This window comes from Streptomyces sp. NPDC098789, from assembly GCF_044759975.1.
GTDB lineage: Bacteria > Actinomycetota > Actinomycetes > Streptomycetales > Streptomycetaceae > Streptomyces.
The window spans coordinates 364,366-384,885 of sequence record NZ_JBIWAJ010000004.1 but is presented as its reverse complement, the minus strand read 5'-3'; the positions used below and the strand labels follow the sequence as shown (position 1 = coordinate 384,885).

22 protein-coding genes and 1 riboswitch are annotated in these 20,520 nt (G+C 74.8%); of the genes, 15 read left to right on the top strand and 7 right to left on the bottom strand.

The annotated features are described in order from the left end of the window. Position 1: 1 nt before the first annotated feature. Positions 2–248: riboswitch (cyclic di-AMP (ydaO/yuaA leader) on the bottom strand. A 285-nt stretch (positions 249–533) separates the two neighbouring features. Next, positions 534–1,580, bottom strand: coding sequence for a dihydrodipicolinate synthase family protein (locus ACIQWR_RS11815; protein ID WP_404007067.1), 1,047 nt, complete (start codon positions 1,578–1,580; stop codon positions 534–536). 71 nt (positions 1,581–1,651) lie between these two features. On the opposite strand from ACIQWR_RS11815, the gene ACIQWR_RS11810 reads away from it, so the two are divergent. The 3 genes from ACIQWR_RS11810 to ACIQWR_RS11800 all read left to right on the top strand — a co-directional run bounded on the left by ACIQWR_RS11810 (position 1,652) and on the right by ACIQWR_RS11800 (position 5,273). Further along, a complete protein-coding gene (locus tag ACIQWR_RS11810; protein ID WP_404007064.1) occupies positions 1,652–2,629 on the top strand; it encodes a LysR substrate-binding domain-containing protein in 978 nt (325 codons plus the stop codon). Positions 2,630–2,714: 85 nt separating this feature from the next. Continuing rightward, positions 2,715–3,800 carry an S-(hydroxymethyl)mycothiol dehydrogenase gene (locus tag ACIQWR_RS11805; RefSeq protein ID WP_404007061.1) on the top strand — a complete coding sequence of 362 codons (1,086 nt, stop codon included), beginning with the start codon at positions 2,715–2,717 and terminating at the stop codon, positions 3,798–3,800. Between the two features lie 162 nt (positions 3,801–3,962). Continuing rightward, positions 3,963–5,273, top strand: a complete 1,311-nt coding sequence (locus ACIQWR_RS11800) for an alpha/beta fold hydrolase (RefSeq protein ID WP_404007058.1) — start codon at positions 3,963–3,965, stop codon at positions 5,271–5,273. Between the two features lie 84 nt (positions 5,274–5,357). On the opposite strand, the gene ACIQWR_RS11795 is transcribed toward ACIQWR_RS11800, so the two are convergent. Beyond that, on the bottom strand, positions 5,358–5,621 hold the full coding sequence (locus ACIQWR_RS11795; RefSeq protein ID WP_404007055.1) for a hypothetical protein: 264 nt from the start codon (positions 5,619–5,621) through the stop codon (positions 5,358–5,360). Between the two features lie 159 nt (positions 5,622–5,780). On the opposite strand from ACIQWR_RS11795, the gene ACIQWR_RS11790 reads away from it, so the two are divergent. Next, a complete protein-coding gene (locus tag ACIQWR_RS11790; protein ID WP_404007052.1) occupies positions 5,781–6,038 on the top strand; it encodes a hypothetical protein in 258 nt (85 codons plus the stop codon). On the opposite strand, the gene ACIQWR_RS11785 is transcribed toward ACIQWR_RS11790, so the two are convergent. Beyond that, positions 5,952–6,944, bottom strand: a complete 993-nt coding sequence (locus ACIQWR_RS11785) for an MBL fold metallo-hydrolase (RefSeq protein WP_404007049.1) — start codon at positions 6,942–6,944, stop codon at positions 5,952–5,954. The genes ACIQWR_RS11790 and ACIQWR_RS11785 overlap by 87 nt on opposite strands. 62 nt (positions 6,945–7,006) lie before the next feature. On the opposite strand from ACIQWR_RS11785, the gene ACIQWR_RS11780 reads away from it, so the two are divergent. Together ACIQWR_RS11780 and ACIQWR_RS11775 are read left to right on the top strand one after the other, a co-directional pair. Continuing rightward, entirely contained in the window at positions 7,007–7,774 is a 768-nt protein-coding gene (locus ACIQWR_RS11780) for a PIG-L deacetylase family protein (protein ID WP_404007046.1), read from the top strand. A gap of 63 nt (positions 7,775–7,837) precedes the next feature. Then, positions 7,838–8,671 (top strand): enoyl-CoA hydratase/isomerase family protein, encoded by an 834-nt coding sequence (locus tag ACIQWR_RS11775; RefSeq protein WP_404007043.1) that lies wholly within the window; start codon positions 7,838–7,840, stop codon positions 8,669–8,671. Positions 8,672–8,741: 70 nt separating this feature from the next. Here ACIQWR_RS11775 and ACIQWR_RS11770 read toward each other — a convergent pair whose 3' ends face one another. Continuing rightward, positions 8,742–9,683 (bottom strand): SDR family oxidoreductase, encoded by a 942-nt coding sequence (locus ACIQWR_RS11770; RefSeq protein ID WP_404007040.1) that lies wholly within the window; start codon positions 9,681–9,683, stop codon positions 8,742–8,744. A gap of 414 nt (positions 9,684–10,097) precedes the next feature. Between ACIQWR_RS11770 and ACIQWR_RS11765 the strand changes: the two genes are divergently transcribed. The 3 genes from ACIQWR_RS11765 to ACIQWR_RS11755 are packed head-to-tail and all read left to right on the top strand — an operon-like array spanning position 10,098 to position 13,359. After that, complete coding sequence (locus ACIQWR_RS11765; RefSeq protein ID WP_404007037.1) at positions 10,098–11,072, top strand: NADPH:quinone oxidoreductase family protein; 975 nt, start codon at positions 10,098–10,100, stop codon at positions 11,070–11,072. Beyond that, the gene (locus ACIQWR_RS11760; RefSeq protein ID WP_404007034.1) at positions 11,069–12,250 is read left to right on the top strand and encodes an acyl-CoA dehydrogenase family protein; all 1,182 of its coding nucleotides are present in this window, start codon (positions 11,069–11,071) and stop codon (positions 12,248–12,250) included. The genes ACIQWR_RS11765 and ACIQWR_RS11760 overlap by 4 nt, the downstream gene beginning before the upstream one ends. Next, on the top strand, positions 12,247–13,359 hold the full coding sequence (locus ACIQWR_RS11755; protein ID WP_404007032.1) for an acyl-CoA dehydrogenase family protein: 1,113 nt from the start codon (positions 12,247–12,249) through the stop codon (positions 13,357–13,359). Before ACIQWR_RS11760 ends, ACIQWR_RS11755 begins: the two co-directional genes overlap by 4 nt. An 86-nt stretch (positions 13,360–13,445) precedes the next feature. Here ACIQWR_RS11755 and ACIQWR_RS11750 read toward each other — a convergent pair whose 3' ends face one another. Both ACIQWR_RS11750 and ACIQWR_RS11745 read right to left on the bottom strand, forming a co-directional pair. Beyond that, positions 13,446–13,733: a hypothetical protein gene (locus ACIQWR_RS11750; protein WP_404007029.1), complete on the bottom strand. Its 288-nt coding sequence runs from the start codon at positions 13,731–13,733 to the stop codon at positions 13,446–13,448. Between the two features lie 137 nt (positions 13,734–13,870). Continuing rightward, complete coding sequence (locus ACIQWR_RS11745; RefSeq protein ID WP_404007027.1) at positions 13,871–14,722, bottom strand: LysR family transcriptional regulator; 852 nt, start codon at positions 14,720–14,722, stop codon at positions 13,871–13,873. Between the two features lie 159 nt (positions 14,723–14,881). Between ACIQWR_RS11745 and ACIQWR_RS11740 the strand changes: the two genes are divergently transcribed. Together ACIQWR_RS11740 and ACIQWR_RS11735 are read left to right on the top strand one after the other, a co-directional pair. Next, positions 14,882–15,334 carry a hypothetical protein gene (locus tag ACIQWR_RS11740; protein WP_404007025.1) on the top strand — a complete coding sequence of 151 codons (453 nt, stop codon included), beginning with the start codon at positions 14,882–14,884 and terminating at the stop codon, positions 15,332–15,334. Then, complete coding sequence (locus tag ACIQWR_RS11735) at positions 15,331–16,053, top strand: RICIN domain-containing protein (RefSeq protein ID WP_404007022.1); 723 nt, start codon at positions 15,331–15,333, stop codon at positions 16,051–16,053. The genes ACIQWR_RS11740 and ACIQWR_RS11735 overlap by 4 nt, the downstream gene beginning before the upstream one ends. A 46-nt stretch (positions 16,054–16,099) precedes the next feature. On the opposite strand, the gene ACIQWR_RS11730 is transcribed toward ACIQWR_RS11735, so the two are convergent. Continuing rightward, positions 16,100–16,687: a dihydrofolate reductase family protein gene (locus ACIQWR_RS11730; RefSeq protein WP_404007019.1), complete on the bottom strand. Its 588-nt coding sequence runs from the start codon at positions 16,685–16,687 to the stop codon at positions 16,100–16,102. A gap of 70 nt (positions 16,688–16,757) precedes the next feature. Here ACIQWR_RS11730 and ACIQWR_RS11725 point away from each other — a divergent pair, with 70 nt between their 5' ends. The 4 genes from ACIQWR_RS11725 to ACIQWR_RS11710 all read left to right on the top strand — a co-directional run bounded on the left by ACIQWR_RS11725 (position 16,758) and on the right by ACIQWR_RS11710 (position 20,456). Then, positions 16,758–17,333, top strand: a complete 576-nt coding sequence (locus ACIQWR_RS11725; RefSeq protein WP_404007016.1) for a TetR/AcrR family transcriptional regulator — start codon at positions 16,758–16,760, stop codon at positions 17,331–17,333. A gap of 165 nt (positions 17,334–17,498) precedes the next feature. Continuing rightward, the gene (locus ACIQWR_RS11720; RefSeq protein ID WP_404007013.1) at positions 17,499–17,906 is read left to right on the top strand and encodes a YciI family protein; all 408 of its coding nucleotides are present in this window, start codon (positions 17,499–17,501) and stop codon (positions 17,904–17,906) included. Between the two features lie 19 nt (positions 17,907–17,925). Beyond that, positions 17,926–19,122 (top strand): RNA polymerase sigma factor, encoded by a 1,197-nt coding sequence (locus ACIQWR_RS11715; protein WP_404007505.1) that lies wholly within the window; start codon positions 17,926–17,928, stop codon positions 19,120–19,122. Positions 19,123–19,253: 131 nt separating this feature from the next. Then, positions 19,254–20,456, top strand: a complete 1,203-nt coding sequence (locus ACIQWR_RS11710) for a hypothetical protein (protein ID WP_404007010.1) — start codon at positions 19,254–19,256, stop codon at positions 20,454–20,456. Positions 20,457–20,520: the final 64 nt, after the last annotated feature.

Here is a 20,520-nt window from a genome sequence, read left to right as displayed (position 1 = left end):
GAATTCCTCTCCGTCGCCTGCGAGGTGAGCTGTCGGGTTCGGACGGGAGCTGTCCGGCCGCACCGTGACGCGGCTCGCCCGCGGTCATGCCCGAGGCATGACGAGGACGTGCGTGTCAGCGGTGCGACTTCACCCCGAGCCGGGCCGGACTCTGAGTCCGGACCAGCGGCCTACCTGGTTCCCCCGCTCCTGCCGTACATGAGTGGGATGGGTTCCCGGGTAGCGGCAGGATTCGGCGTTCCACCCGGATTGCGGTGACCGTAGAGGAGAGAAGAGGAGTGGAACAAGGGCTTGAATTCCGCGCAGTGATCGGCATATCGGAAACGGCCGGGAAATTGATCTCGTCCCGGCGGGTCGGGAAATCCCGCATTTCTTTGCGGCGCCCGGAATCCAGCCTTCCGCTACCCCCGCGGGGGTGGCCGCGAAGGCCGCTCCCGCGTGACTGACGTCACCGGCGAGCGGCCCGTACGGCATTCAAGGGCAAATCGCCCATTCATGCTTCTTGGGGATTTCTTGCGGGGGTGCGAGCCCGCCTACGCGGTGCGGTCCGCCAGCCGCTCCGGTTCCGCCCCTTCCGCCAGCTCCGTCAGCTCCGCCAGCTCTTCCAGCCTGCGCAGCGTCTCCCGCACCGAGGCGGCGCCGGCGGGCAGCAGCGGCAGCCGCACGTCGGGGGTCGGAATGCGCCCCTGCGCGTGCAGCACCCCCTTCAGGACCACCGGATTCGGCTCGGCGAACACCGCCGCCGACAGCCGGGCCAGGGCGTGCCCCAGTGCCCGCGCGCCGGACACGTCGCCCGTCCGCCAGGCCCGCACGAGCGCGGCGAAACGCTCCGTGGCCAGATGCGCCGAGGCCAGGATCGCGCCGCCCGCCCCGAGGGCGAGCAGCGGCGAGGCGTAGGCGTCGTCGCCCGCCAGGACCGTGAACCCGTCCGGCAGCTCGCCCAGCAGCTCCACCGTGTCCTGGTCGATGCCGCCCACCGCGTACTTGACCCCCGCGACCCCGGGCAGCGCCCCGAGGGCCCGCAGCGCCCCGGCGTCCAGCGGCTGACCGGTCCGGTAGGGGATGTGGTAGACGACCAGCGGTACGGGAGCGACCTCCGCGAGCCGCTCGAAGTGCGCCAGCACCCCCGCCGCCGAGGGCCGCACGAAGGACGGCACGGTCACCAGCGCGGCCCCCACCTCGGGCCACCGCCGCAGCCCCGCCAGCGCGACCTCGCTCGCCCGCGTGCTGCTGCCCCCCGCGCCGACGCTCAGGAACGCCCCGCGCTCGCGGCAGACCCGTGCGCACACCTCGGTCACCGCGTCCCGCTCCGCCGCGTCGAGGGAGGCGGTCTCGCCGGTGGTGCCGAGGGCGGTGATGCCGGTGGCGCCCGCCGCGAGCACCTCGTGGGCGAGCGACTCCAGGGCGTCCAGGGCGACCGCGCCGGACGCGTCGAAGGGGGTGACGAGCGGGACGTGCAGCCCCTCCAGCCCGTGGAGGCCGGGGAGCGGGGGAGGAGTGGGGAGAGTCGGGAGGGTCGGGAGGGTGGGGAGCGCGGAGGTGTCGCTCCGGGCCGTGTCCTGTGTGGTGTTCTGCGCCATGGGTCGAGGGTGGCCCGCCCCCGAGCCCCGGGTCCAGTTCGCATTTCCGTCCCAACCCGTAAGCTGAGCCGATGCTCGACGTACGCCGCCTGCGCCTGCTGCGCGAACTCGCCCGCCGCGGCACCATCGCCGCCGTCGCCGAGGCGCTGGCCTTCAGCCCCTCGGCCGTCTCCCAACAGCTCTCCGTCCTCGAACGCGAGGCGGGCCTGCCGCTCCTGGAGCGCACCGGCCGCCGGGTCCGGCTCACCCCCGCCGGCCAGCACCTGGTCGGGCACGCGGAAGCGGTGCTGGAGCGCCTGGAACGGGCCGAGGCGGACCTCGCCGAGGCCCGCGACGGGCTGGCGGGAGCCCTGCGGGTCGGCGCCTTCCCGACCGCGACCCGGGCCATCGTCCCCGCCGCCCTCGTCACCCTCGCCCGGCGCCATCCGGCCCTGGAGGCGATGGTGTCCGAAACCGACCCCGCCGCCGTCGCGCACGCCCTGCGGGCCGGTGACCTGGACGTGGCGCTGGTCCACGAGTACGACTTCGTGCCCGCGCCCGTCGAACCGGGCCTGGAGACCGAGCCGCTGTGTCGGGAGGCGATGTACCTCGCGGAGCCGACCCCGCCGCCCGGCTCCGCGGCCCCGGACCTCGCCCTCGGCCAGGGCGTCGCGCTGCGCGCCCACCGCGACGCGCCCTGGATCACCGCGACCCCGGGAACCCTCTGCCACGCCATGACCGTGCGCGCCTGCCAGGCCGCCGGGTTCAGTCCGCGGGAGCGCCACCGCGTGGACGAGTTCGCGACCGTGCTCGCCCTGGTCGCGGCGGGGCAGGGGGTGGCCGTCGTACCGCAGCTCGGCGTGGCCGGATCCGCCGCGCCGGGGGCGGGGGCGGAAGCGGGTGCGCCGAGGGTGCCCGGGGTGCGCCTCACCCGGCTGCCGATGGAGCGGCGCACGAAGATCGCCTTCCGGAGCGGGGCCGCGGCGCACCCGGCCGTGGCCGCCTTCGCCGCCGCGCTGCGCGAGGCCGTACCGCCGGAGCTCGCGCCGTCGGCGCGGCCGGAAACGTGACACAACTCCCGCACCGGGCCACCCGCGCATGCCCCGCCGTGTACGTTCGCGGTACGGCACGGATCACACGAGAACGGGGTACGACGTGACGCATCGCGTACGAGGGGTCATCGCACGGAGCAAGGGCGCACCGGTGGAGATGGCGACGATCCTCGTGCCCGACCCGGGACCCGGCGAGGCCCTCGTCAAGGTCCAGGCCTGCGGGGTCTGCCACACCGACCTGCACTACCGCGAGGGCGGCATCAACGACGAGTTCCCCTTCCTCCTCGGCCACGAGGCGGCGGGTGTGGTCGAGGCCGTCGGCCCCGACGTCACCGACGTCGCACCCGGCGATTTCGTCATCCTCAACTGGCGTGCGGTGTGCGGTAATTGCCGCGCCTGCAAGCGCGGACGCCCGTGGTACTGCTTCGACACGCACAACGCGACCCAGTCCATGACCCTGGAGGACGGCACCCCGCTCTCCCCGGCCCTGGGCATCGGCGCCTTCGCCGAGAAGACCCTGGTCGCCGCCGGACAGTGCACCAAGGTCGACCCGGCCGCCTCGGCCGCCGCCGCCGGACTGCTGGGCTGCGGGGTGATGGCGGGCCTCGGCGCGGCCCTCAACACGGGCAACGTCGGCCGCGGCGACTCGGTGGCCGTCATCGGCTGCGGGGGAGTGGGCAACGCGGCCGTCGCCGGCGCCCGGCTCGCCGGTGCGGGCCGGATCATCGCCGTGGACCTGGACGACCGCAAGCTCGAACAGGCCAAGGGGCTGGGCGCCACCCACACCGTCAACGGTCGCACCGAGGACGTGGTCGAGGCCGTCAAGGCCCTGACCGGCGGCAACGGCGCGGACGTGGTCATCGACGCCGTCGGCCGCCCGGAGACCTACCGCCAGGCCTTCTACGCCCGCGACCTGGCCGGCACCGTCGTGCTGGTCGGCGTACCCACCCCCGAGATGCAGCTCGAACTCCCGCTGCTCGACGTCTTCGGCCGCGGCGGCTCCCTCAAGTCCTCCTGGTACGGGGACTGCCTGCCGGAGCGGGACTTCCCGCTGCTGATCGACCTCTACCTCCAGGGCCGCCTCGACCTCGACGCCTTCGTCTCCGAGACCATCGCGCTCGACGGCGTCGAGGAAGCCTTCGCGCGGATGGAGCGCGGCGAAGTGCTGCGCTCGGTCGTCCTGTTCTGAACCGCCGCGCCGGGCCGCGGGCTCCCGCGGCCCGGCGACTCCTGCAACAACCTTTAGACTCGGCCCGGCCGCCGTTTCCGTCGCGGCCCGGGACGCGGCCGCGGCGCCGGTGACGGAGCACGGGGGGCCGACCAGCGCCCGCACCGACCTTGGGATCCGTCCGTGACCAACAGCCACAGCTACCGTCAGCCCGGCGTCGTCCTGACCGACCACCACTTCACGGTCCCGCTCGACCACGACCGTCCGGACGGCGAGCGCATCATGCTGTACGCCCGGGAGGTCGTGGCCACGGGCAAGGACCCGGCCCAGCTGCCCTGGCTGCTCTACCTGGAGGGCGGCCCCGGCTTCGGCGCCCGCCGCTTCACCGGCCGCCAGGCCTGGCTGGAGCGGGCGCTCACCGAGTTCCGGGTGCTCCTCCTGGACCAGCGCGGCACCGGCCGCTCCACCCCGGCGAACCGGCAGACCCTCCCGCTGCGCGGCGGCCCCGCCGAGCAGGCCGAGTACCTCGCGCACTTCCGCTCCGACGCGATCGTCCGCGATTGCGAGACCATCCGTGCGGCGCTGACCGGTGGTGCGCCGTGGACCGTGCTCGGCCAGAGCTTCGGCGGCTTCTGCGTCACCCACTACCTGTCCACCGCGCCCGAGGGACTCACCGCCGCGCTGATCACCGGCGGTCTGCCCGCCCTCGACGCGAGCGCGGACGAGGTCTATGCGGCGGCGGCCCCGCGGATCGAGCGGAAGAACGCGGCGCACTACGCCCGTTACCCGATGGACGTCGAACGCGCCCGCGCCGTCGCCGCCCACCTCGCCGAGCACCCCACCGAACTCCCCGGCGGGCACCCGTTCACCCCCGAGGCGTTCCAGTCGCTGGGCATCCTCCTCGGCACCGGCGACGGCAGCCACCAGCTGCACTACCTGCTGGAGGACGCCTTCGTCCCCACCCCCGCCGGACCCTGCCTCTCCGACGCCTTCCTGGACGGCGCACGGTCCCTGCTGTCCTTCGCCGGCCACCCCTTGTACGCGCTCCTCCACGAGGCGATCTACGCACAGGACCCGGCGGTCCCCACCGCCTGGGCCGCGGAGCGGGCCCGTGCGGGGCACCCGCGCTTCGATGCGGCCAAGACCCTGGCCGGGGACGAGCCGCTGCTCTTCACCGGCGAGAGCATCCACCCCTGGCACTTCACGACCGACCCGTCCCTCGTCCCGGTGCGCGCGACCGCCGAGGCTCTCGCCGCCCGTACCGGTTGGCAGCCCCTCTACGACCCGGCGCGCCTCGCGGCGAACGAGGTGCCGGTGGCCGCCGCCGTCTACCACGACGACATGTACGTGGACACCGCCCACTCCCTGGCCACCGCCCGCGCGATCCGGGGCCTGCGCACCTGGGTGACGGACGAGTTCGAGCACGACGGCGTCCGCGCGGGCGGCCCGCGCGTCCTGGACCGACTCCTCGCCCTGGTCCGGGACGAGGCCTGACACCAGGGTGCTCGGCGGCGGGCGGTGCTCCCCATGCGTGCCCCAGTGTGGTGCCCCCGTGTGGTGCCCGCACGCGGTGACCGGTCACTCCACCGGCGAGGTCACCGCCCGCAGCCCGTAGTCCAGTTCGGCGCCGTCGACGAGCAGGGCCTCGACCGCCCCGGTCGCGGGGTCGATGTCCGCCGCCATGCCCTCCCCCTCGTACCGGGGGTAGCCCGAGGCCCCGGTCTGCCCGGTCGCCCCGACGACGGCGGAGCGTACGGCGTGCCGTGCGGCGGGGCCGGCGTCCTCGCCCTGGATGTGTTCGGGAACCAGCAGGACCTCGAAGCGCTGCGGTGCGGTCGTCATGAGCCGACGCTAACAGCCCGGCTCCGGGCCCCCGCGGAGCCACGTCCGGGCCGGCCCCGGCGGCGGGCCCGGCCCTTCCGGCCGCGGCGGAGGGCGTGGCGCCGGTATCCGACTGCGAGTAACCTCCAGTCGATCATCACACTGCCTGGGGGGCATTCCTTGAGCCTGGCCACCGTCCTACTGACCATCGGTCCCGTCGCGCTCGTGGCCGGTGCCACGGTCGCGCTGAACGTCCGGGGGAGCGCCGACGGGCTGGAGCGCTGGGCCACCGGCAACCAGCAGCGCGCCATGCACGCCCGGGGAGACCTCGGACCGCCCGAGCGGGTCCCGTCAGCGCAGTTCTACCGGTACCTCGCCACCTTCATCGGCTTCGGAGGGCTCGTCTTCACCTTCGGCGGCCTCCTGGAACTCGCCTGACGGCCGCTCCACCGTCCCGCAGGCCCGGTCGGACCCGTCGGCCGTCGGCTCGACGAAGGCCCGGGTCAGGTGGGCCGTGGCCAGCAGCGCCCCGCGTCCCACGGCCCGTGCCAGCAGGTCCACGCGGGAGGCGCGGGCCGCGGCCGGGTCCCGCTCGTGGGCGTACGCCACCGCGGGATCGGCCAGTTGGACGGCGTGCACCCACACGTCCCCGGTGACGACCACGTCCCGCCCCTGTCCCCGCCCCCGCCCACCGGCCGCCGCCACCAGCACCGACTGGTGGCCCGGTGTGTGCCCCGGGGTGGGCAACAGGGTCAGCCCGTCGCCCAGCCGGTGGCGCCCCTCCACCTCGTGCAGCTGCCCGGTGGCCCGCAGCGGATCCACGGCCCAGCGGCGCACGGGATCCGCCGGGTCCAGGGCGGCGACCTCGGCGCGCTGGACGACGTACCGCGCGGCCGGGAAGAGGGGCTCGCCCGCGGCGTCGACCGACCAGCCCGCGTGGTCCTCGTGCAGGTGCGTCAGCACCACCGTGTCCACCTCGGCGGGGGCGATCCGCGCCCGGGCCAGCGCCTCGGGCAGCCGGCCCGGTACGGGCGCCCAGCCCGCGGCCGGTCCGTCGGCCGGACCGACCCCCGCGTCCACCAGCACCCAGCGACCACCGGGTCGGGCGATCGCGAAGCACCGGAAGTCCAGCCGCCAGGTGCCGCCGGGTCCCACCGCCCCCGGGTCGATCCGGGCGGCGCGCGCCCAGTCCGCGGCGCGGGCGTCCGGGAACGCCACCCGCGCCGACTCGAAGAAGGTGCCGGTGGCGTCCAGCAGGGCCGTCACCCGTCCGTAGCGCTCGGGCGCCGCCGCTCCCGCGGTCATCGCCCCGGCCGCCGCCGCCGATCCGTCGTGATCCCCCATGCCGCCCCCGTTCCTCCGTGGTTGACGGTTCGTCCGGCGACCCGTCGCCTATCGTGCGCATCATGACCGACGACGCGATCCGCGAACCGAACCAGCTCGAACCCATGCCCACCGACTGGCAGCGCGCCCTGGCCGTGGTGGCCCACCCCGACGACCTGGAGTACGGCGGCGCGGCCGCGGTCGCGGCCTGGACCGATGCCGGCCGTGAGGTCGTGTACCTGCTCGCCACCCGCGGCGAGGCCGGCATCGACGGCATCGCGCCCGAGGAGTGCGCCCCGCTGCGCGAGGCCGAGCAGCGCGCCAGCGCGGCCGTCGTCGGCGTGCACGCGGTGGAGTTCCTGGACCACCGCGACGGCGTGGTCGAGTACGGCCTCGGCCTGCGCCGCGACATCGCGGCCGCGATCCGCCGCCACCGCCCCGAACTCGTCGTCACGCTGAACCACCGGGACACCTGGGGCGGGGAGGGCGGCGGCGGTTACTGGAACACCCCCGACCACCGGGCGGTCGGCCGGGCCGCGCTGGACGCGGCCGCCGACGCGGGCAACCGCTGGATCTTCCCCGACCTCATCACCGAGGAGGAGCTGGAGCCCTGGAACGGGGTGCGGTGGGTGGCGGTGGCCGGCACCAGCACGCCGACGCACGCGGTGGACGCGGGCCCCGGGTTCGAGCGGTCCGTCGCGTCCCTGTTGGAGCACCGCGCGTACATCGAGGGACTGACGGACGAGGACCCCGAGAGCTACGCCCGCGGCTTCCTGACGATGAACGTCGAGCGGGCGGCGCCCCGGTTCGGCGGCCGCCCCGCGGTGGCCTTCGAGGTCTTCCCGCGCTGACCCTTCCGCCGGGCCGGGACCGCGCCCTATCCTGACGCATCGTCAGATGTGAGGGAGCCGGGCGTGATCGACACTCTGTCCACGGAGATCGGGAAGGGTGAGGAACGCATCGGGCTGGAGGTCGCCGACGGCCTCGCGGTCCTCACCCTGTGCCGCCCGGAGAAGCTGAACGGCTGGAGCTGGGAGTCGACGCGGCAGCTCGGCCTGCTCGCGGACCGGATCCGCTTCGACGGCTCCGTCCGGGCCGTCCTGCTGCGGGCCGAGGGGCGGGCCTTCTGCGCGGGCATCGACGTCACTGCCCCCGGCGGAGCGATCACCGGCGCCTCGGCCGCGGAGCGGACCCGCAACTACTACGAGGGCATCCGGTGGGTGCACGAGCGCTTCGCGGTCCTCGCCCGCCTTCCGCAGCCGGTGGTCGCCGCCGTCCAGGGCTACTGCCTCGGCTTCGGCTTCGAGCTGGCGCTGATGGCGGACATCCGGATCGCGGCGGACGACGCCGTCTTCGCGCTGCCGGAGGCCGCGCTGGGCGTGGCCGTGGACGCGGGCGGCGACCTGCGCATCGCCCGCGAGGCGGGCGCGGGATGGGCGAAGCTGCTGGCGCTGACCGGCCGCCGGATCGACGCGGCCACGGCCGAGCGGTTGAACCTCGTCCAACTGGTGACCGCGCGCGAGGAACTGGACGCGCGGGCGCGGGCGGTGGCGATGGAGATCGCGGCGAATGCTCCGCTCGCGGTCCAGGGCATCAAGCGGGCGGTCGACGCCTACGCCGACGCGGCCCTGCCGAGCGCCCTGGACCGGGTCGCGATGACGGCGGCCCTGACGCTGACCTCCGAGGACAGTCGCGAGGGCTACGCGGCCAAGGCGGCCCGCCGCCCCCCGCGCTTCGAGGGTTGCTAGGACGTCTCTTTCGGATCGTGCCGGGCCGACACGATCCGAAAGGGACGATCCGGTGCCGGGACCGGGCCGCTCACCCCTCGAAGGGGCCGCGGCCCAGTTGGGCGCGGACCGGGACCACCTCCGGGTTGACCAGGGAGCGGCGCTGCCAGTTCGCGCCGTCCACCACCAAGGTGTGCCCCGTGACGAAGCGTGCGTAGGGCGAGGCCAGGAAGGTCGCGGCCCAGCCCAGTTCGCGGGGGCGGCCGACCCGCAGCGCGGGCTGGCGGGCGTCCTTGGCGTCGGGGCCCGCCCGGTCTAGGCCGTCGCGGATGTCCGCGCTCATGTCGCCGTGCGGGAAGAGGCCCGGGACCAGGCCGTTGATCTGGATGCCGTACGGGCCCCACTCGACGGCGAGGGTCTCCACCAGGTTCTTCACCCCCGCCTTGGCGGCCGCGCTGTGCGCGAAGCCCGGACCGCCCGTCCAGGCGTAGGAGGCGCCGATGTTCACGATCGACCCCGGCGTGCCGGCGGCGAGGTGGCGGCGGCCGAACTCGCGGGTCATGAACCAGGTCCCGGTCAGGGTGATGTCGACGACCGCCCGCCAGGCGTTGGGGGAGAGGTCCTCGGCCGGGCAGGGGAAGTTGGCGGCCGCGTTGTTGACGAGGACGTCCGGCAGCCCGAGCGCGGCCGCGGCGGCGTCGAAGACCTCCGCGATCCGCTCCGGGTCCCGGATGTCGCACACGGCCGCCGTCACCCGCCCCGCGCCGGGGACCGCGGCCAGCTCCTCGCGCGCCGCCTGCAACGGCTCGGCCCGGCGGCCCGCGATCACCAGGTCGGCGCCGAGCCGGGCGAACTCGGTCGCGATGGCCTTGCCCAGCCCGGTCCCGCCGCCGGTGACCAGGACCACCTGGCCCGCGAAGGTACCGGGCGGGAGGGCGGTGGCGCCGGGCGGCGGCGGCCCGGGGAGGCCGCCGGGGGCGGGCGGGGAACCCGGTGCGGGCGGGGCGTGCTCGGGGGACTCCATGGATTCCATGGGGGCATCGATAGCGTGCCCGGCCCGAGATCGCCATGGGCGCGGGCGGGCGGGCGCGGCGAGGACGTTTCCGGGGATGTTTCCGGATGTCGGGACGGGGGGAGGCGGTCACTGCGTGCATCCGCCGGCCCGGCGGCTAGGGGGTGTCCGACGGATGTCCGTGGCGTCGCGGCGCCCGGCACGCACTCTCGCCGCACCGACCGAAAGCCCGAGTACGTCCAGTACGCGGACTTCCGGTCGCCGCGCCGAGAGCACGCACCGGACACCGCTCCTTCCCCACGCACATCCGTCAGACACCCCCTAGCGGTCCCCGCCCGTTTGGTTCGGTCCGGACGAACTGGTTCCCAACGCGACAAGCGACCGCTTAGTATGCCGGGCGGAGCGTGGTTCATCGACGGCGGCTGGAGGCCCCGGATGCAGGCATGGCGAGTACATACCCCGGGTGAGCCCCGTGAGGCCATGCGCCTCGAAGAGATTCCCGAACCGGTGCCCGGCGAGGGCGAGGTGAAGCTCAAGGTGCTCGCGGCCAACGTCAACTTCCCCGACGCGCTGCTCTGCCGCGGCCAGTACCAGATCAGGCCGCCGCTCCCCTTCACCCCGGGCGTCGAGATCTGCGGCGAGACCGAGGACGGCCGCCGGGTGATCGCCAACCCGAGCCTGCCGCACGGCGGCTTCGCCGAGTACGTCACGGCGAACGCGCGCGCCCTGCTGCCCGCGCCCGAGAGCCTCGACGACGCCGAGGCGGCGGCCCTGCACATCGGGTACCAGACCGGCTGGTTCGGCCTCCACCGCAGAGCCGGGCTCCAGGCCGGCGAAACGCTCCTCGTGCACGCCGCCGCGGGTGGCGTCGGCAGCGCCGCCGTCCAGCTCGGCAAGGCCGCCGGGGCCACCGTCATCGGGGTCGTCGGAGGCAAGGCCAAGGCGGCCGCCGCCGAGGAGCTGGGCTGCGACCTGGTCATCGACCGGCACACCGAGGACCTGGTCGCACGGGTCAAGGAGTTCACCGGCGGCCGCGGCGCCGACGTCGTCTACGACCCGGTCGGCGGCGACGCCCACACCGCCTCCGCCAAGTGCGTGGCCTTCGAGGGCCGGATCCTGGTCGTCGGCTTCGCCAGCGGCACCATCCCCACCCCCGCCCTGAACCACGCCCTGGTCAAGAACTACGCGATCGTCGGCCTCCACTGGGGCCTGTACGCCAGCAAGGAACCGGCGGCCGTCCTCGCCTGCCACGCCGAACTCACCCGGCTCGCGGCCGAGGGGGCCATCAAGCCCCTGGTCAGCGAGCGGGTCCCGCTCGCCGGGGCGGCCGGGGCCGTCCAGCGCCTCGCCGACGGGGTCACCACCGGCCGCCTGGTCGTCGTACCGGCCCTGGACGGAGGCGCCCGGTGACCACCGCCGAGGAACTGGTCGAGCGCACCCGCGCGCTGCTCGCGGCCCACCCGCCCGCCGACACCTCCCGCACCGGCTTCCTGCGCGCCCGCTTCGACGCCGGACTCGCCTGGGTGCACTACCCCGAGGGCCTCGGCGGCCTCGGCGCCCCGCGCACCCTGCAGGTGACCGTGGACGCCGAGCTGGAGGCCGCCGGAGCCCCCGACAACGACCCGCGGCGGATCGGCATCGGGCTCGGCATGGCCGCGCCCACGATCCTCGCCTACGGCACCGAGGAGCAGAAGAGCCGCTTCCTGCGCCCCCTGTGGGTGGGCGAGGAGGTCTGGTGCCAGCTGTTCAGCGAGCCCGGAGCCGGATCGGACCTCGCCGCGCTCGGCACCCGCGCCGTGCGCGACGGCGACCACTGGGTGGTGGACGGCCAGAAGGTGTGGACCTCCAGCGCGCACACCGCCCGCTGGGCCATCCTGATCGCGCGCACCGACCCGGACGTGCCCAAGCACCGCGGCATCACCTACTTCCTGTGCGACATGACCGCCCCCGGCGTCGAGGTCCGGCCGCTGCGCCAGATCACCGGTGAGGCCGAGTTCAACGAGGTCTTCCTCACCGGTGTGCGGATCCCCGACGCCCACCGGCTCGGCGCCGTCGGCCAGGGCTGGGAGGTCGCCCGCACCACCCTCATGAACGAACGCGTCTCCATCGGCGGCATGCGGATCCCGCGCGAGGGCGGCATGATCGCGCCCGTCGCGGCCGCCTGGCGCGAGCGCCCCGAGCTGCGCACCCACGCCCTGCACCAGCGGCTGCTCGCACTGTGGGTCGAGGCCGAAGTGGCCCGGCTCACCGGCGAACGGCTGCGCCAGCAGCTCGCCGCGGGAGTGCCCGGCCCGGAGGGCTCGGGCATGAAGCTCGCCTTCGCCCGCCTCAACCAGGAGATCAGTGGCCTGGAAGTGGAACTCCTCGGCGAGGAAGGCCTGTTGTACGAGGACTGGACCATGCGCCGGCCCGAGCTCGTCGACTTCACCGGCCGCGACGCCGGATACCGCTACCTGCGCGCCAAGGGCAACAGCATCGAGGGCGGGACCAGCGAGGTCCTCCTCAACATCGTCGCCGAACGCGTCCTCGGCCTGCCCGCCGAGCCGCGCGACGACAAGGACCTCGCCTGGAAGGACCTGGCCCGATGACCTCCTCGCTCGACCTGCTCTACTCCGAGACCGAGGAGGAACTGCGCGCGGCGGTACGGGCGTTGCTCGCCGACCGCTGCGCCCCCGCAGCCCTCCTCGGGCGCATCGAGAGCGGCGACCCCTACGACCCGGCGCTGTGGAGCACCCTCGCCTCGGGCATCGGCGCGGCCGGACTCCTGGTACCGGAGAAGCTCGGCGGGCAGGGCGCGGGACACCGCGAGGTGGCCGTCGTCCTGGAGGAGCTGGGCCGGGCCGTCGCACCGGTCCCCTACCTCACCAGCTCCGTCCTGGCCACCGCGATCCTGCTCGACTGCGACTGCCAGCACCCGGCCGTCGCCGCGCTGCTCGCCGAGCTGGCCGCCGGGACGCGCGTGTGCGTGCCCGTGCTGCCGCTCACCCTCGGCCCCGGCGCGCAGCCCGCGGTCCTGGTGCGGGACGCCGGTGACGGCACGCTGACCGGTACCGTCACCGCAGTCGCGGACGCGGCCGCCGCCGACGTGCTGCTGGTGCTCGCCGAGAGCGGGCTCTACGCCGTCCCGGCCGCGGCGGCCCGGATCCGGGCCCAGGTGCCGCTGGACCTGACCCGGCCGCTGGCGTCCGTCACCCTGGAGGGGGCCCGCGGCACCCGGCTCGCGGACCCGGCCACCGCCCGCGCCGCCCTCGCCGGGGCGTTGCTCTCCGGCGCGGGGCTGCTGGCCTCGGAGCAGCTCGGGCTGGCGCAGTGGTGCCTGGAGGAGACGGTGGCCCACGTCCGCACCCGGCACCAGTTCAACCGGCCCATCGGCTCCTTCCAGGCCCTCAAGCACCGGCTCGCGGCGCTCTGGCTCGACGTCGCCTCGGCCCGCGCGGCGGCCCGGGCCGCCGCCGACGCCCTGGCCACCTCGGCCCCGGACGCGCCCCTGGCCGTGGCCGTCGCGCAGGCCTACTGCTCGGGGGTCGCCGTACGCGCCGCCGAGGAGTGCGTCCAGCTGCACGGTGGCATCGGCATGACCTGGGAACACCCCGCCCACCTCTACCTCAAGCGGGCCAAGGCCGACTCCCTGGCCCTGGGCACGGCGGGCCACCACCGCGCCCTGGTGGCCGACTTCGCCGAACTCCCGGCGCCGTAGCCACCGCCGCGCGCCCACCGGACCCCCGCGGAACCGGCGGGCGAGCGGCTCTCCCGCCCGCCGGAACCCTCGCGGGGCCGCGGAGCCTACGCTCCCGATGAGCGCAGGCCCAGCACGCTGTGCTGCACCACGCCCGCGGGGAGATCGGTCCTTCCGGAAGCCCGGGCGGTCGACGCCACGAGACCGGCGAGGACATCGCCCTCGACGAAGACGTTCCACTTCTCGTCCATGTCCCGGGCGTGATAGCCGCGTCGGATCCGACCCCAGTCCTCGTCGGTCCAGACACGTGCCGGCAACCGGGATACGGGCCGGGGCGCACTGATCGGCTGCAGGCGCCGGAAGGACTCTCGGGTGAGCGGGGCATCGGCGGTCATCGCGTGATCGTACGGCCGCACCGCTCGCACACGACAGCGATTTGCCTCGTGCTGTGGCCGCTTCGGTGGCGTAGTGGCTCATCATGCGGATGGTGCCCGCCGAGGTCGGTTCCCGGCCCGCGGCGATCAGCTCCTGGTCAGCCGCGGTAGGCGGCCGTCGCGATCCGGACGAACGACCGGATCAGCGGGTCCGGGTCGGTCCCGGTCCAGGCGGCCACCACGCGGCTCGGCGCCATGTCGGGCAGCGGGACGACGACCAGCCCCTCGGGCAGGTGGTGGCCGAGCGGCATCACCCCGACCGTGCCGTTCCAGAGCACGGCCTGCAGGCACTCCTGGACGCCGCGCACCACCGGCCCCTCGCGGGGCTCGCCGCCGTGCCAGTACGCCTGCCAGAGCGGATCGGTGCCGGCCGGGAAGCGGAACCAGCGCCGCTCGGCGAGGTCGGCCGGATCGAGGCGGTCCCGGCCGGCGAGCGGATCGTCCGAGCGCAGCACCACGCCCACCGGGTCGGCGCGCAGGGCCTGCACGGACAGGCCGCTCCCCTCGAACGGCCCCCGGGTCAGGGCGACGTCGACCAGTCCGGCGCGCAGTCCACAGGTCGGATCCGTCAGGTCGCTCTCACGGATGCGGACGTCGGCGGCGGGGTGGCGCCGACGGAACGCGGCGGCCAGTCGCGTCGCGCCCGGGTCGGTACCGCCGCCCAGGACACCGAGGGTGAGCGTGGTGGCGCCGGCCGCCGCGGCCACGCGCAGCCGTGCCCGGTCCGCCCGGGCCAGCAGGGCGCGGGCCTCCTCCAGCAGCGCCGCCCCGGCCGCGGTGAGCGCGACCCCGGTGGCGGAGCGGTGGAACAGGGCCGCACCGACATCGCCCTCCAACTGCTTGACCGCCCGGCTCAGCGGCGGCTGGCTCATGTGGAGCCGCGCGGCGGCGCGGCCGAAGTGGAGTTCTTCGGCGACGGCCACGAAGTAGCGCAGCGTGCGTAGCTCCATGTCGGCGACGATACCGCCGCGCCGGCGCCGCCCCGCACCGCGCTCCCCGGCGGAAGCGGGGCCCGAACTCGACCGGATCCGGCGCCCGCACGCCTGTCGCGGCCCCGGAGGTCGGCGTTACCGTTGCGGCACCGCGGGGGCGGTCGAGGGGGGAGCGGCATGTTGGACGAGGCGATGGTCGCGTTGGCGGCTTCGGTGGGATCGGGCGTCGTACAGGCCGCGGGGACGGACGCCTGGACGGCGCTGCGCGACCGGTTGGCCCGGGTGCTCGGTCGGCGCGACGCGCACCACGAGGGCGTCCAGCTGGAGCACCTGGACCGGACCGCGGCCGAACTGGCGGCGGTCGGGGACGGTGGGCCGCCGGACGGCGGGAGCGCGGAACGGGCCCGGCTCGGCACGGTCTGGCGGACCCGGGTCGAGGTGCTGTTGGAGCAGTTGGACCCGGCCGAGCGGGCCGTGGTCGCGGCGGAACTCCGGACGCTGCTCGGCGAAGCGGCGCCGGCGGCGCCCGCGGCCGGCGCGGGCGTCGCGCACAACGTGTTCCACGGCCCGGCGGCGATCGTGTCGGGGGACGGGAACGTCCAGGTGAACCGGTTCGACGCGCGCCCGTGAGCGGGAAGGGAAGCGGCGGGGACGACGGCGCCCCCCGGGCCGACGGGCGCGCCGGGGACGCCTTCCACGGCCCGACCGGGGTGCAGCACGGCAGCGGGAACTTCCAGGTCAACCTGCACGAGCACCGTACGGGCATCATCCTCACGGCCTGTGCGGTCGCGCTGGTGTGCGCGGTCGCCGTGATAGCCGTCCGGCTGGGCGGAGACGAGGGCGGCGGCTCCGCCGCCCCGCCCACCGCGATCCCGGGCACGGGTACGGGTACGGGTACCGACAAGGGCGCGGCGGGCACCGATCAGTCGGTGCTCGTCGGGCGGCTGGTGAACGACGGCAGCGGGCTGTGCCTGCGGGCGGCGGGCACCGGGGACGACCTCGTACCGGTGCAGGACTCCTGCACCGGGGCCGCCGCCGGGACCTGGACCCTGCGCGCGCAGGACGGCGGCGCGACCCGCACGCTGCGCGACGGGCTCGGCGGCCGGTGCCTGACGGTGACGGGCTCCGAGAACTCCGCCCCCGCCGTCCAGCGCACCTGCGGCCCCCGGGCGGACGGGCAGCGGTGGCAGCTGATGTGGGGGAGCGGCGACCGCTCGGGGCATTTCGTGCTGCGCGCGGACGGCAACTCCAAGTGCCTGATGGTGCAGGGCCCCGGGGCGGGCCGACCCGCGGCGCAGACGTCCTGCGGCGAGCAGTACGCCGACCAGTGGTGGCACCTCGTCCCGTGAGCGGGCCGGCGATCCGGTCGGGGCGGAGGTGCGGCGGGCCGGTCGGTCAGCGGCGGGTGAACGAGGTGATCGTCACGTCGTTGTCGAAGGAGGTGCGGTCGGTCACCGCGAAGACGGTGGGGTCGAACGTCCCGTTGAACACCGAGATCCCGGATCCGGCGACCACGGGGTAGCTCTTGATGATCAGTTCGTCGATCTCGGGCAGCAGCTGACCGGCGAGGACCCCGCCGCCGCAGAGCCAGATGTCCCGGCCCTCCTCCTGCTTGAGGCGGCGGACCAGGCCGAGCGGGTCCTCGGCGACCACGGTGACGGCCGGGTCGGTGTCGGGCGCGAGGGTGCTGGAGACGACGTACTGCTTCAGGTGGGCGTAGGGGCTGGTGAAGCCCGCGTCCAGGCCGGGGCGGTAGCTGCCGAGGCCCATCAGCACGGTGTCGAACCGCTGACCGGGGGTGTCCGCCAGACCGTTGGCCGCGCGCATGAAGGTGGGGATCGTGTCGGGGTAGTGGGCGACGCTCCACTCGATGTAGGCGGCGGCCTGCTGTTCGTCGCCGAAGGGGAAGAAGTCGAACTGGCCGCCGGGGCCGGCCATGTATCCGTCGAGGGTGACTCCGACGTAGTACACGAGCTTGCGCATGCAGTGGGCCTCATTCGTAGTACTCTGACTGAAGTGGTTTGACTGTAGTACTACGGCTGGAGTGGTATCAATGGCCCGCAGGAACGACGAACGAAGAGCGGCGCTCGTCGACGCCGCGATCGAGGTGCTCGCCGCCGAGGGCGCGCGGGGGCTGACCTTCCGCGCGGTGGACGTCGCGGCCGGCGTCCCCAACGGCACGGCCTCCAACTACTTCGCCAACCGCGACGACCTCCTCACCCAGGCGGGCGCCCGGGTCTACGAGCGGCTCCAGCCCGATGAGGCGGCGGTCGCCCGGCTGCGGGAGGGTGCGACGGACCGGGAGGCCTACGCGGTGCTCATGCACGAGCTGATCGGCCGGATCAACGCCTTCCGCGCCGGCTACCTGGCCCTGCTCGAACTGCGCCTCGAAGCGACCCGCCGGCCCGAGCTGCGCGCCGTACTGACCGAACGGGTCCGCGCCGACGTCGACGCCAACGTGGCCTACCACCGGGAATCCGGCCTGACCGGGGACGCGACCGCCGTCAAGCTGCTCTACCTGGCGTTCAACTGGCTCATCGTCGAGCAGCTCACCCTGCCGGGGGTGTTCTCCGAGGCCGAACGGGAACGGCTCATCGACGCGGCGATCGAGCGCATCGTGCCGCAGTGACGGCACCGGAGGCAGTGGCGGCAGCGGCTGTCCCGACCGCGGTGACGGCGCCGACGGGAACGGCGGAAAAGAATTTCTCCCGGTGATGTCGAGAACGCCCTCCCGGCTCCGTCCCCGTGGTGAAGGCGACCACAATGGGTCGCACCAGCACCGAGGAGGCACCCCATGGCCAAGTACCTGCTGCTCAAGCACTACCGCGGCGCTCCGGCGGCGGTCAACGACGTCCCCATGGACCGGTGGACCCCGCAGGAGATCGCGGACCACATGCAGTACATGCAGGACTTCGCGGACCGGCTGGAGAAGACGGGGGAGTTCGTCGACGGCCAGGCCCTCGCCCCCGAGGGGACCTTCGTCCGGTACGACGGCGAGGGGCGCCCGCCGGTCACCGACGGCCCGTTCGCGGAGACCAAGGACCTCATCGCCGGCTGGATGGTGATCGACGTCGACAGCTACGACCGCGCCGTCGAGCTGGCCGGCGAGCTCTCGGCCGCCCCCGGGGCGGGCGGCAAGCCGATCCACGAATGGCTGGAGCTGCGCCCCTTCCTGTCCGCGCCGCCCACCATCACGGAGTGAGCCCCCGATGAGCACTCCGATCGACGAGGCCCTGATGCGGAGCCTCACCCCGGGCGTGCTCGGGATCCTCGTCCGCCGCGGAGCAGATTTCGCGGCGGCCGAGGACGCCGTCCAGGACGCGCTCGTCGAGGCGGTCCGGGTCTGGCCGGCCGAGCCGCCGCGGGATCCGAAGGGCTGGCTGGTCACGGTGGCCTGGCGCCGCTTCCTCGACGCGAACCGGTCGGACACCGCCCGCCGCCGCCGCGAGGACCTCGTGGACGAGGAGCCGGCGCCCGGTCCCGCACCCGCGCGGGACGACACGCTCCGGCTCTACTTCCTGTGCGCCCACCCCTCGCTGACGCCGTCGTCCGCGGTCGCGCTCACCCTGCGCGCCGTGGGCGGGCTGACCACGCGCCAGATCGCCGGGGCCTACCTGGTGCCCGAGGCGACCATGGCGCAGCGCATCAGCCGGGCCAAGCGGACCGTCTCCGGCGTGCGGTTCGACCGGCCCGGCGACGTGGCCACCGTGCTGCGCGTCCTCTACCTGGTCTTCAACGAGGGCTACTCCGGCGACGTCGACCTCGCGGCCGAGGCCGTCCGGCTCACCCGGCAGCTCGCGGAGACGATCGACCACCCCGAGGTGGCGGGACTGCTCGCGCTCATGCTGCTGCACCACGCCCGGCGCGTCAGCCGCACCGCACCCGACGGCAGCCTGGTGCCGCTGGCGGTGCAGGACCGGACCCGGTGGGACACCGGGGCCATCGCCGAGGGCGTCGGGATCCTGCAGGCGGCCCTCGCCCGCGACCGGCCGGGTGAGTTCCAGGTCCAGGCCGCCATCGCGGCGCTGCACGCCGACGCGCCCACGGCCGGCGAGACCGACTGGGTGCAGATCGTCGAGTGGTACGACGAACTCGTGCGCCTGACCGACAGCCCGGTCGTGCGGCTGAACCGCGTGGTGGCCGTCGGCGAGGCCGACGGACCGCGCGCCGGGCTCGCGGCACTCGCGGCACTGGACGCCGCCACGTCGGGCACCGCGACGTCGGGCACCGCGACGAAGGTGGCTCCGGTACCCCGCAGGGCCGCGGTGGCGGCGTACCTGCACGAGCGCGACGGCGACCTGGCGGCGGCGGCCCGGCTGTACGCCGAGGCGGCGCGCTCGGCGCCCAACCTCGCCGAGCGCGACCACCTGACCCGCCAGGCGGCCCGGCTCAACACCCTTCTGAAGGACGGACGTTAGGCTTCCGGAGACCCGAGGAGCCCTTCGATCGGCGCCGGGTGGACAGGAGTGCCGCGCGCTGCAACCGCGGCGGTCTGATGGGGCGTCATGCGGGCGACGGGGCAACGCGCCCCGAGTCTGGAGAAGACGACATGGCTGTCGGCTCACGCGCCAGATCGATGGTGTTGGGCGGGGTATCGGCGCTCGTGATCGGCGGGCTCCTGCCCGCAACGGCAATGGCGGCCCCCGCGCCCGACGCGGGGGCGCCGCGCTGGAGTGCTGCCAAGCTGCCGGGCGGCGACGCCGTACTGAGCGCCTCGGTCAAGCCCGACGCGCACACCACCTGGGCGGCGGGTTTCCGGGTGAACGAGGACGGGGGCGGCGTCTCGTTCCAGCCCGTCCTGTACGCGCACGACGACCGGCGCGGCGGTTCCTGGACGGAACGGCCGACCGCCCCCGGGGTGAGCGGCCGGGTCAACGCCATCGCGGCGACCTCGGACCGGGACGCCTGGCTGGTCGGCGACGCCGACGGCGAGGGCAGCCCCGCGATGACGCAGCACTGGGACGGGCGCGCGTGGCGGGAGAAGCCGGCGGCGATGCCGGACAACTCGCTCGGCGGCGGCCTGTTGGGCGTCGCCGCGGTGGCGCCGAACGACGTGTGGGCGGCGGGCTGGACCCAGGCCCTCGACGAGCGGATACCCGACCCGGACGGGTCGACGCAGATCATCGACCACATGGAAGGGCTCGTCCAGCACTGGGACGGGCGCGCCTGGAAGCGCGCGGAGCTGCCCAAGGGGTACGCGAACTGGGGGCTGAACGCGATCTCGGCGTCCGGCCCGAACGACGTCTGGGCGGTCGGCAGCGGCTACGGCGACGACGACCGGCCGGTCGTGCTGCACTACGACGGCCGCTCCTGGAAGCAGTTGCCGACGCCCCCCTACGGCGGTCTGTACGGCGAGTTCAACAGCGTCGTCGCCAACGGGCCGGCTGACGTGTGGGCGGTGGGCCGCACGCTCCTGGACGAGAACGACCGCGGGCACGCGCTGATCATGCACTGGAACGGACGGACGTGGACGCGGGTGGTCGGGCCCGCCGAGGCGGGGTCCCTGACGGGCGTGGCCGCCGCGCCGGGCGGCGTCGTCGCCGTCGGACGGCTGCTGGGCGCCGACGGGGGATTCGCCCTGCGGGTCTCCGGCTCGCGCGTGACCTCGCTCGGCTTCCCGGCGAGCACGGCGGAGCGGTCGTACGCGCCCTGGACGGTCTCGGCCGCCGGGCGCGAGGTGACGGTCAGCGGTTCCGCCCGCGGCGCCGGGGGGTCGGGTCCGCTGCCCCTGTTGCTGACCACCCGCCTCTGACGCGGAAGCGTCGTGCCGTGCCGTGCCGCGCGGTCGGCGCGGCACGACGCCGGTCGCCGCCCCC

Excerpts from the sequence above, each read along its gene's own strand:
- ACIQWR_RS11740 (WP_404007025.1), top strand. The coding sequence starts at position 14,882 with ATGTTGGACGAGGCGATGGTCGCGTTGGCGGCTTCGGTGGGATCGGGC.
- ACIQWR_RS11710 (WP_404007010.1), top strand. The coding sequence starts at position 19,254 with ATGGCTGTCGGCTCACGCGCCAGATCGATGGTGTTGGGCGGGGTATCG.
- ACIQWR_RS11745 (WP_404007027.1), bottom strand. The coding sequence starts at position 14,722 with ATGGAGCTACGCACGCTGCGCTACTTCGTGGCCGTCGCCGAAGAACTC.
- ACIQWR_RS11815 (WP_404007067.1), bottom strand. The coding sequence starts at position 1,580 with ATGGCGCAGAACACCACACAGGACACGGCCCGGAGCGACACCTCCGCG.
- ACIQWR_RS11810 (WP_404007064.1), top strand. The coding sequence starts at position 1,652 with ATGCTCGACGTACGCCGCCTGCGCCTGCTGCGCGAACTCGCCCGCCGC.
- ACIQWR_RS11765 (WP_404007037.1), top strand. The coding sequence starts at position 10,098 with ATGCAGGCATGGCGAGTACATACCCCGGGTGAGCCCCGTGAGGCCATG.
- ACIQWR_RS11755 (WP_404007032.1), top strand. The coding sequence starts at position 12,247 with ATGACCTCCTCGCTCGACCTGCTCTACTCCGAGACCGAGGAGGAACTG.
- ACIQWR_RS11770 (WP_404007040.1), bottom strand. The coding sequence starts at position 9,683 with ATGGAATCCATGGAGTCCCCCGAGCACGCCCCGCCCGCACCGGGTTCC.
- ACIQWR_RS11750 (WP_404007029.1), bottom strand. The coding sequence starts at position 13,733 with ATGACCGCCGATGCCCCGCTCACCCGAGAGTCCTTCCGGCGCCTGCAG.
- ACIQWR_RS11720 (WP_404007013.1), top strand. The coding sequence starts at position 17,499 with ATGGCCAAGTACCTGCTGCTCAAGCACTACCGCGGCGCTCCGGCGGCG.
- ACIQWR_RS11730 (WP_404007019.1), bottom strand. The coding sequence starts at position 16,687 with ATGCGCAAGCTCGTGTACTACGTCGGAGTCACCCTCGACGGATACATG.
- ACIQWR_RS11725 (WP_404007016.1), top strand. The coding sequence starts at position 16,758 with ATGGCCCGCAGGAACGACGAACGAAGAGCGGCGCTCGTCGACGCCGCG.
- ACIQWR_RS11785 (WP_404007049.1), bottom strand. The coding sequence starts at position 6,944 with ATGGGGGATCACGACGGATCGGCGGCGGCGGCCGGGGCGATGACCGCG.
- ACIQWR_RS11780 (WP_404007046.1), top strand. The coding sequence starts at position 7,007 with ATGACCGACGACGCGATCCGCGAACCGAACCAGCTCGAACCCATGCCC.
- ACIQWR_RS11795 (WP_404007055.1), bottom strand. The coding sequence starts at position 5,621 with ATGACGACCGCACCGCAGCGCTTCGAGGTCCTGCTGGTTCCCGAACAC.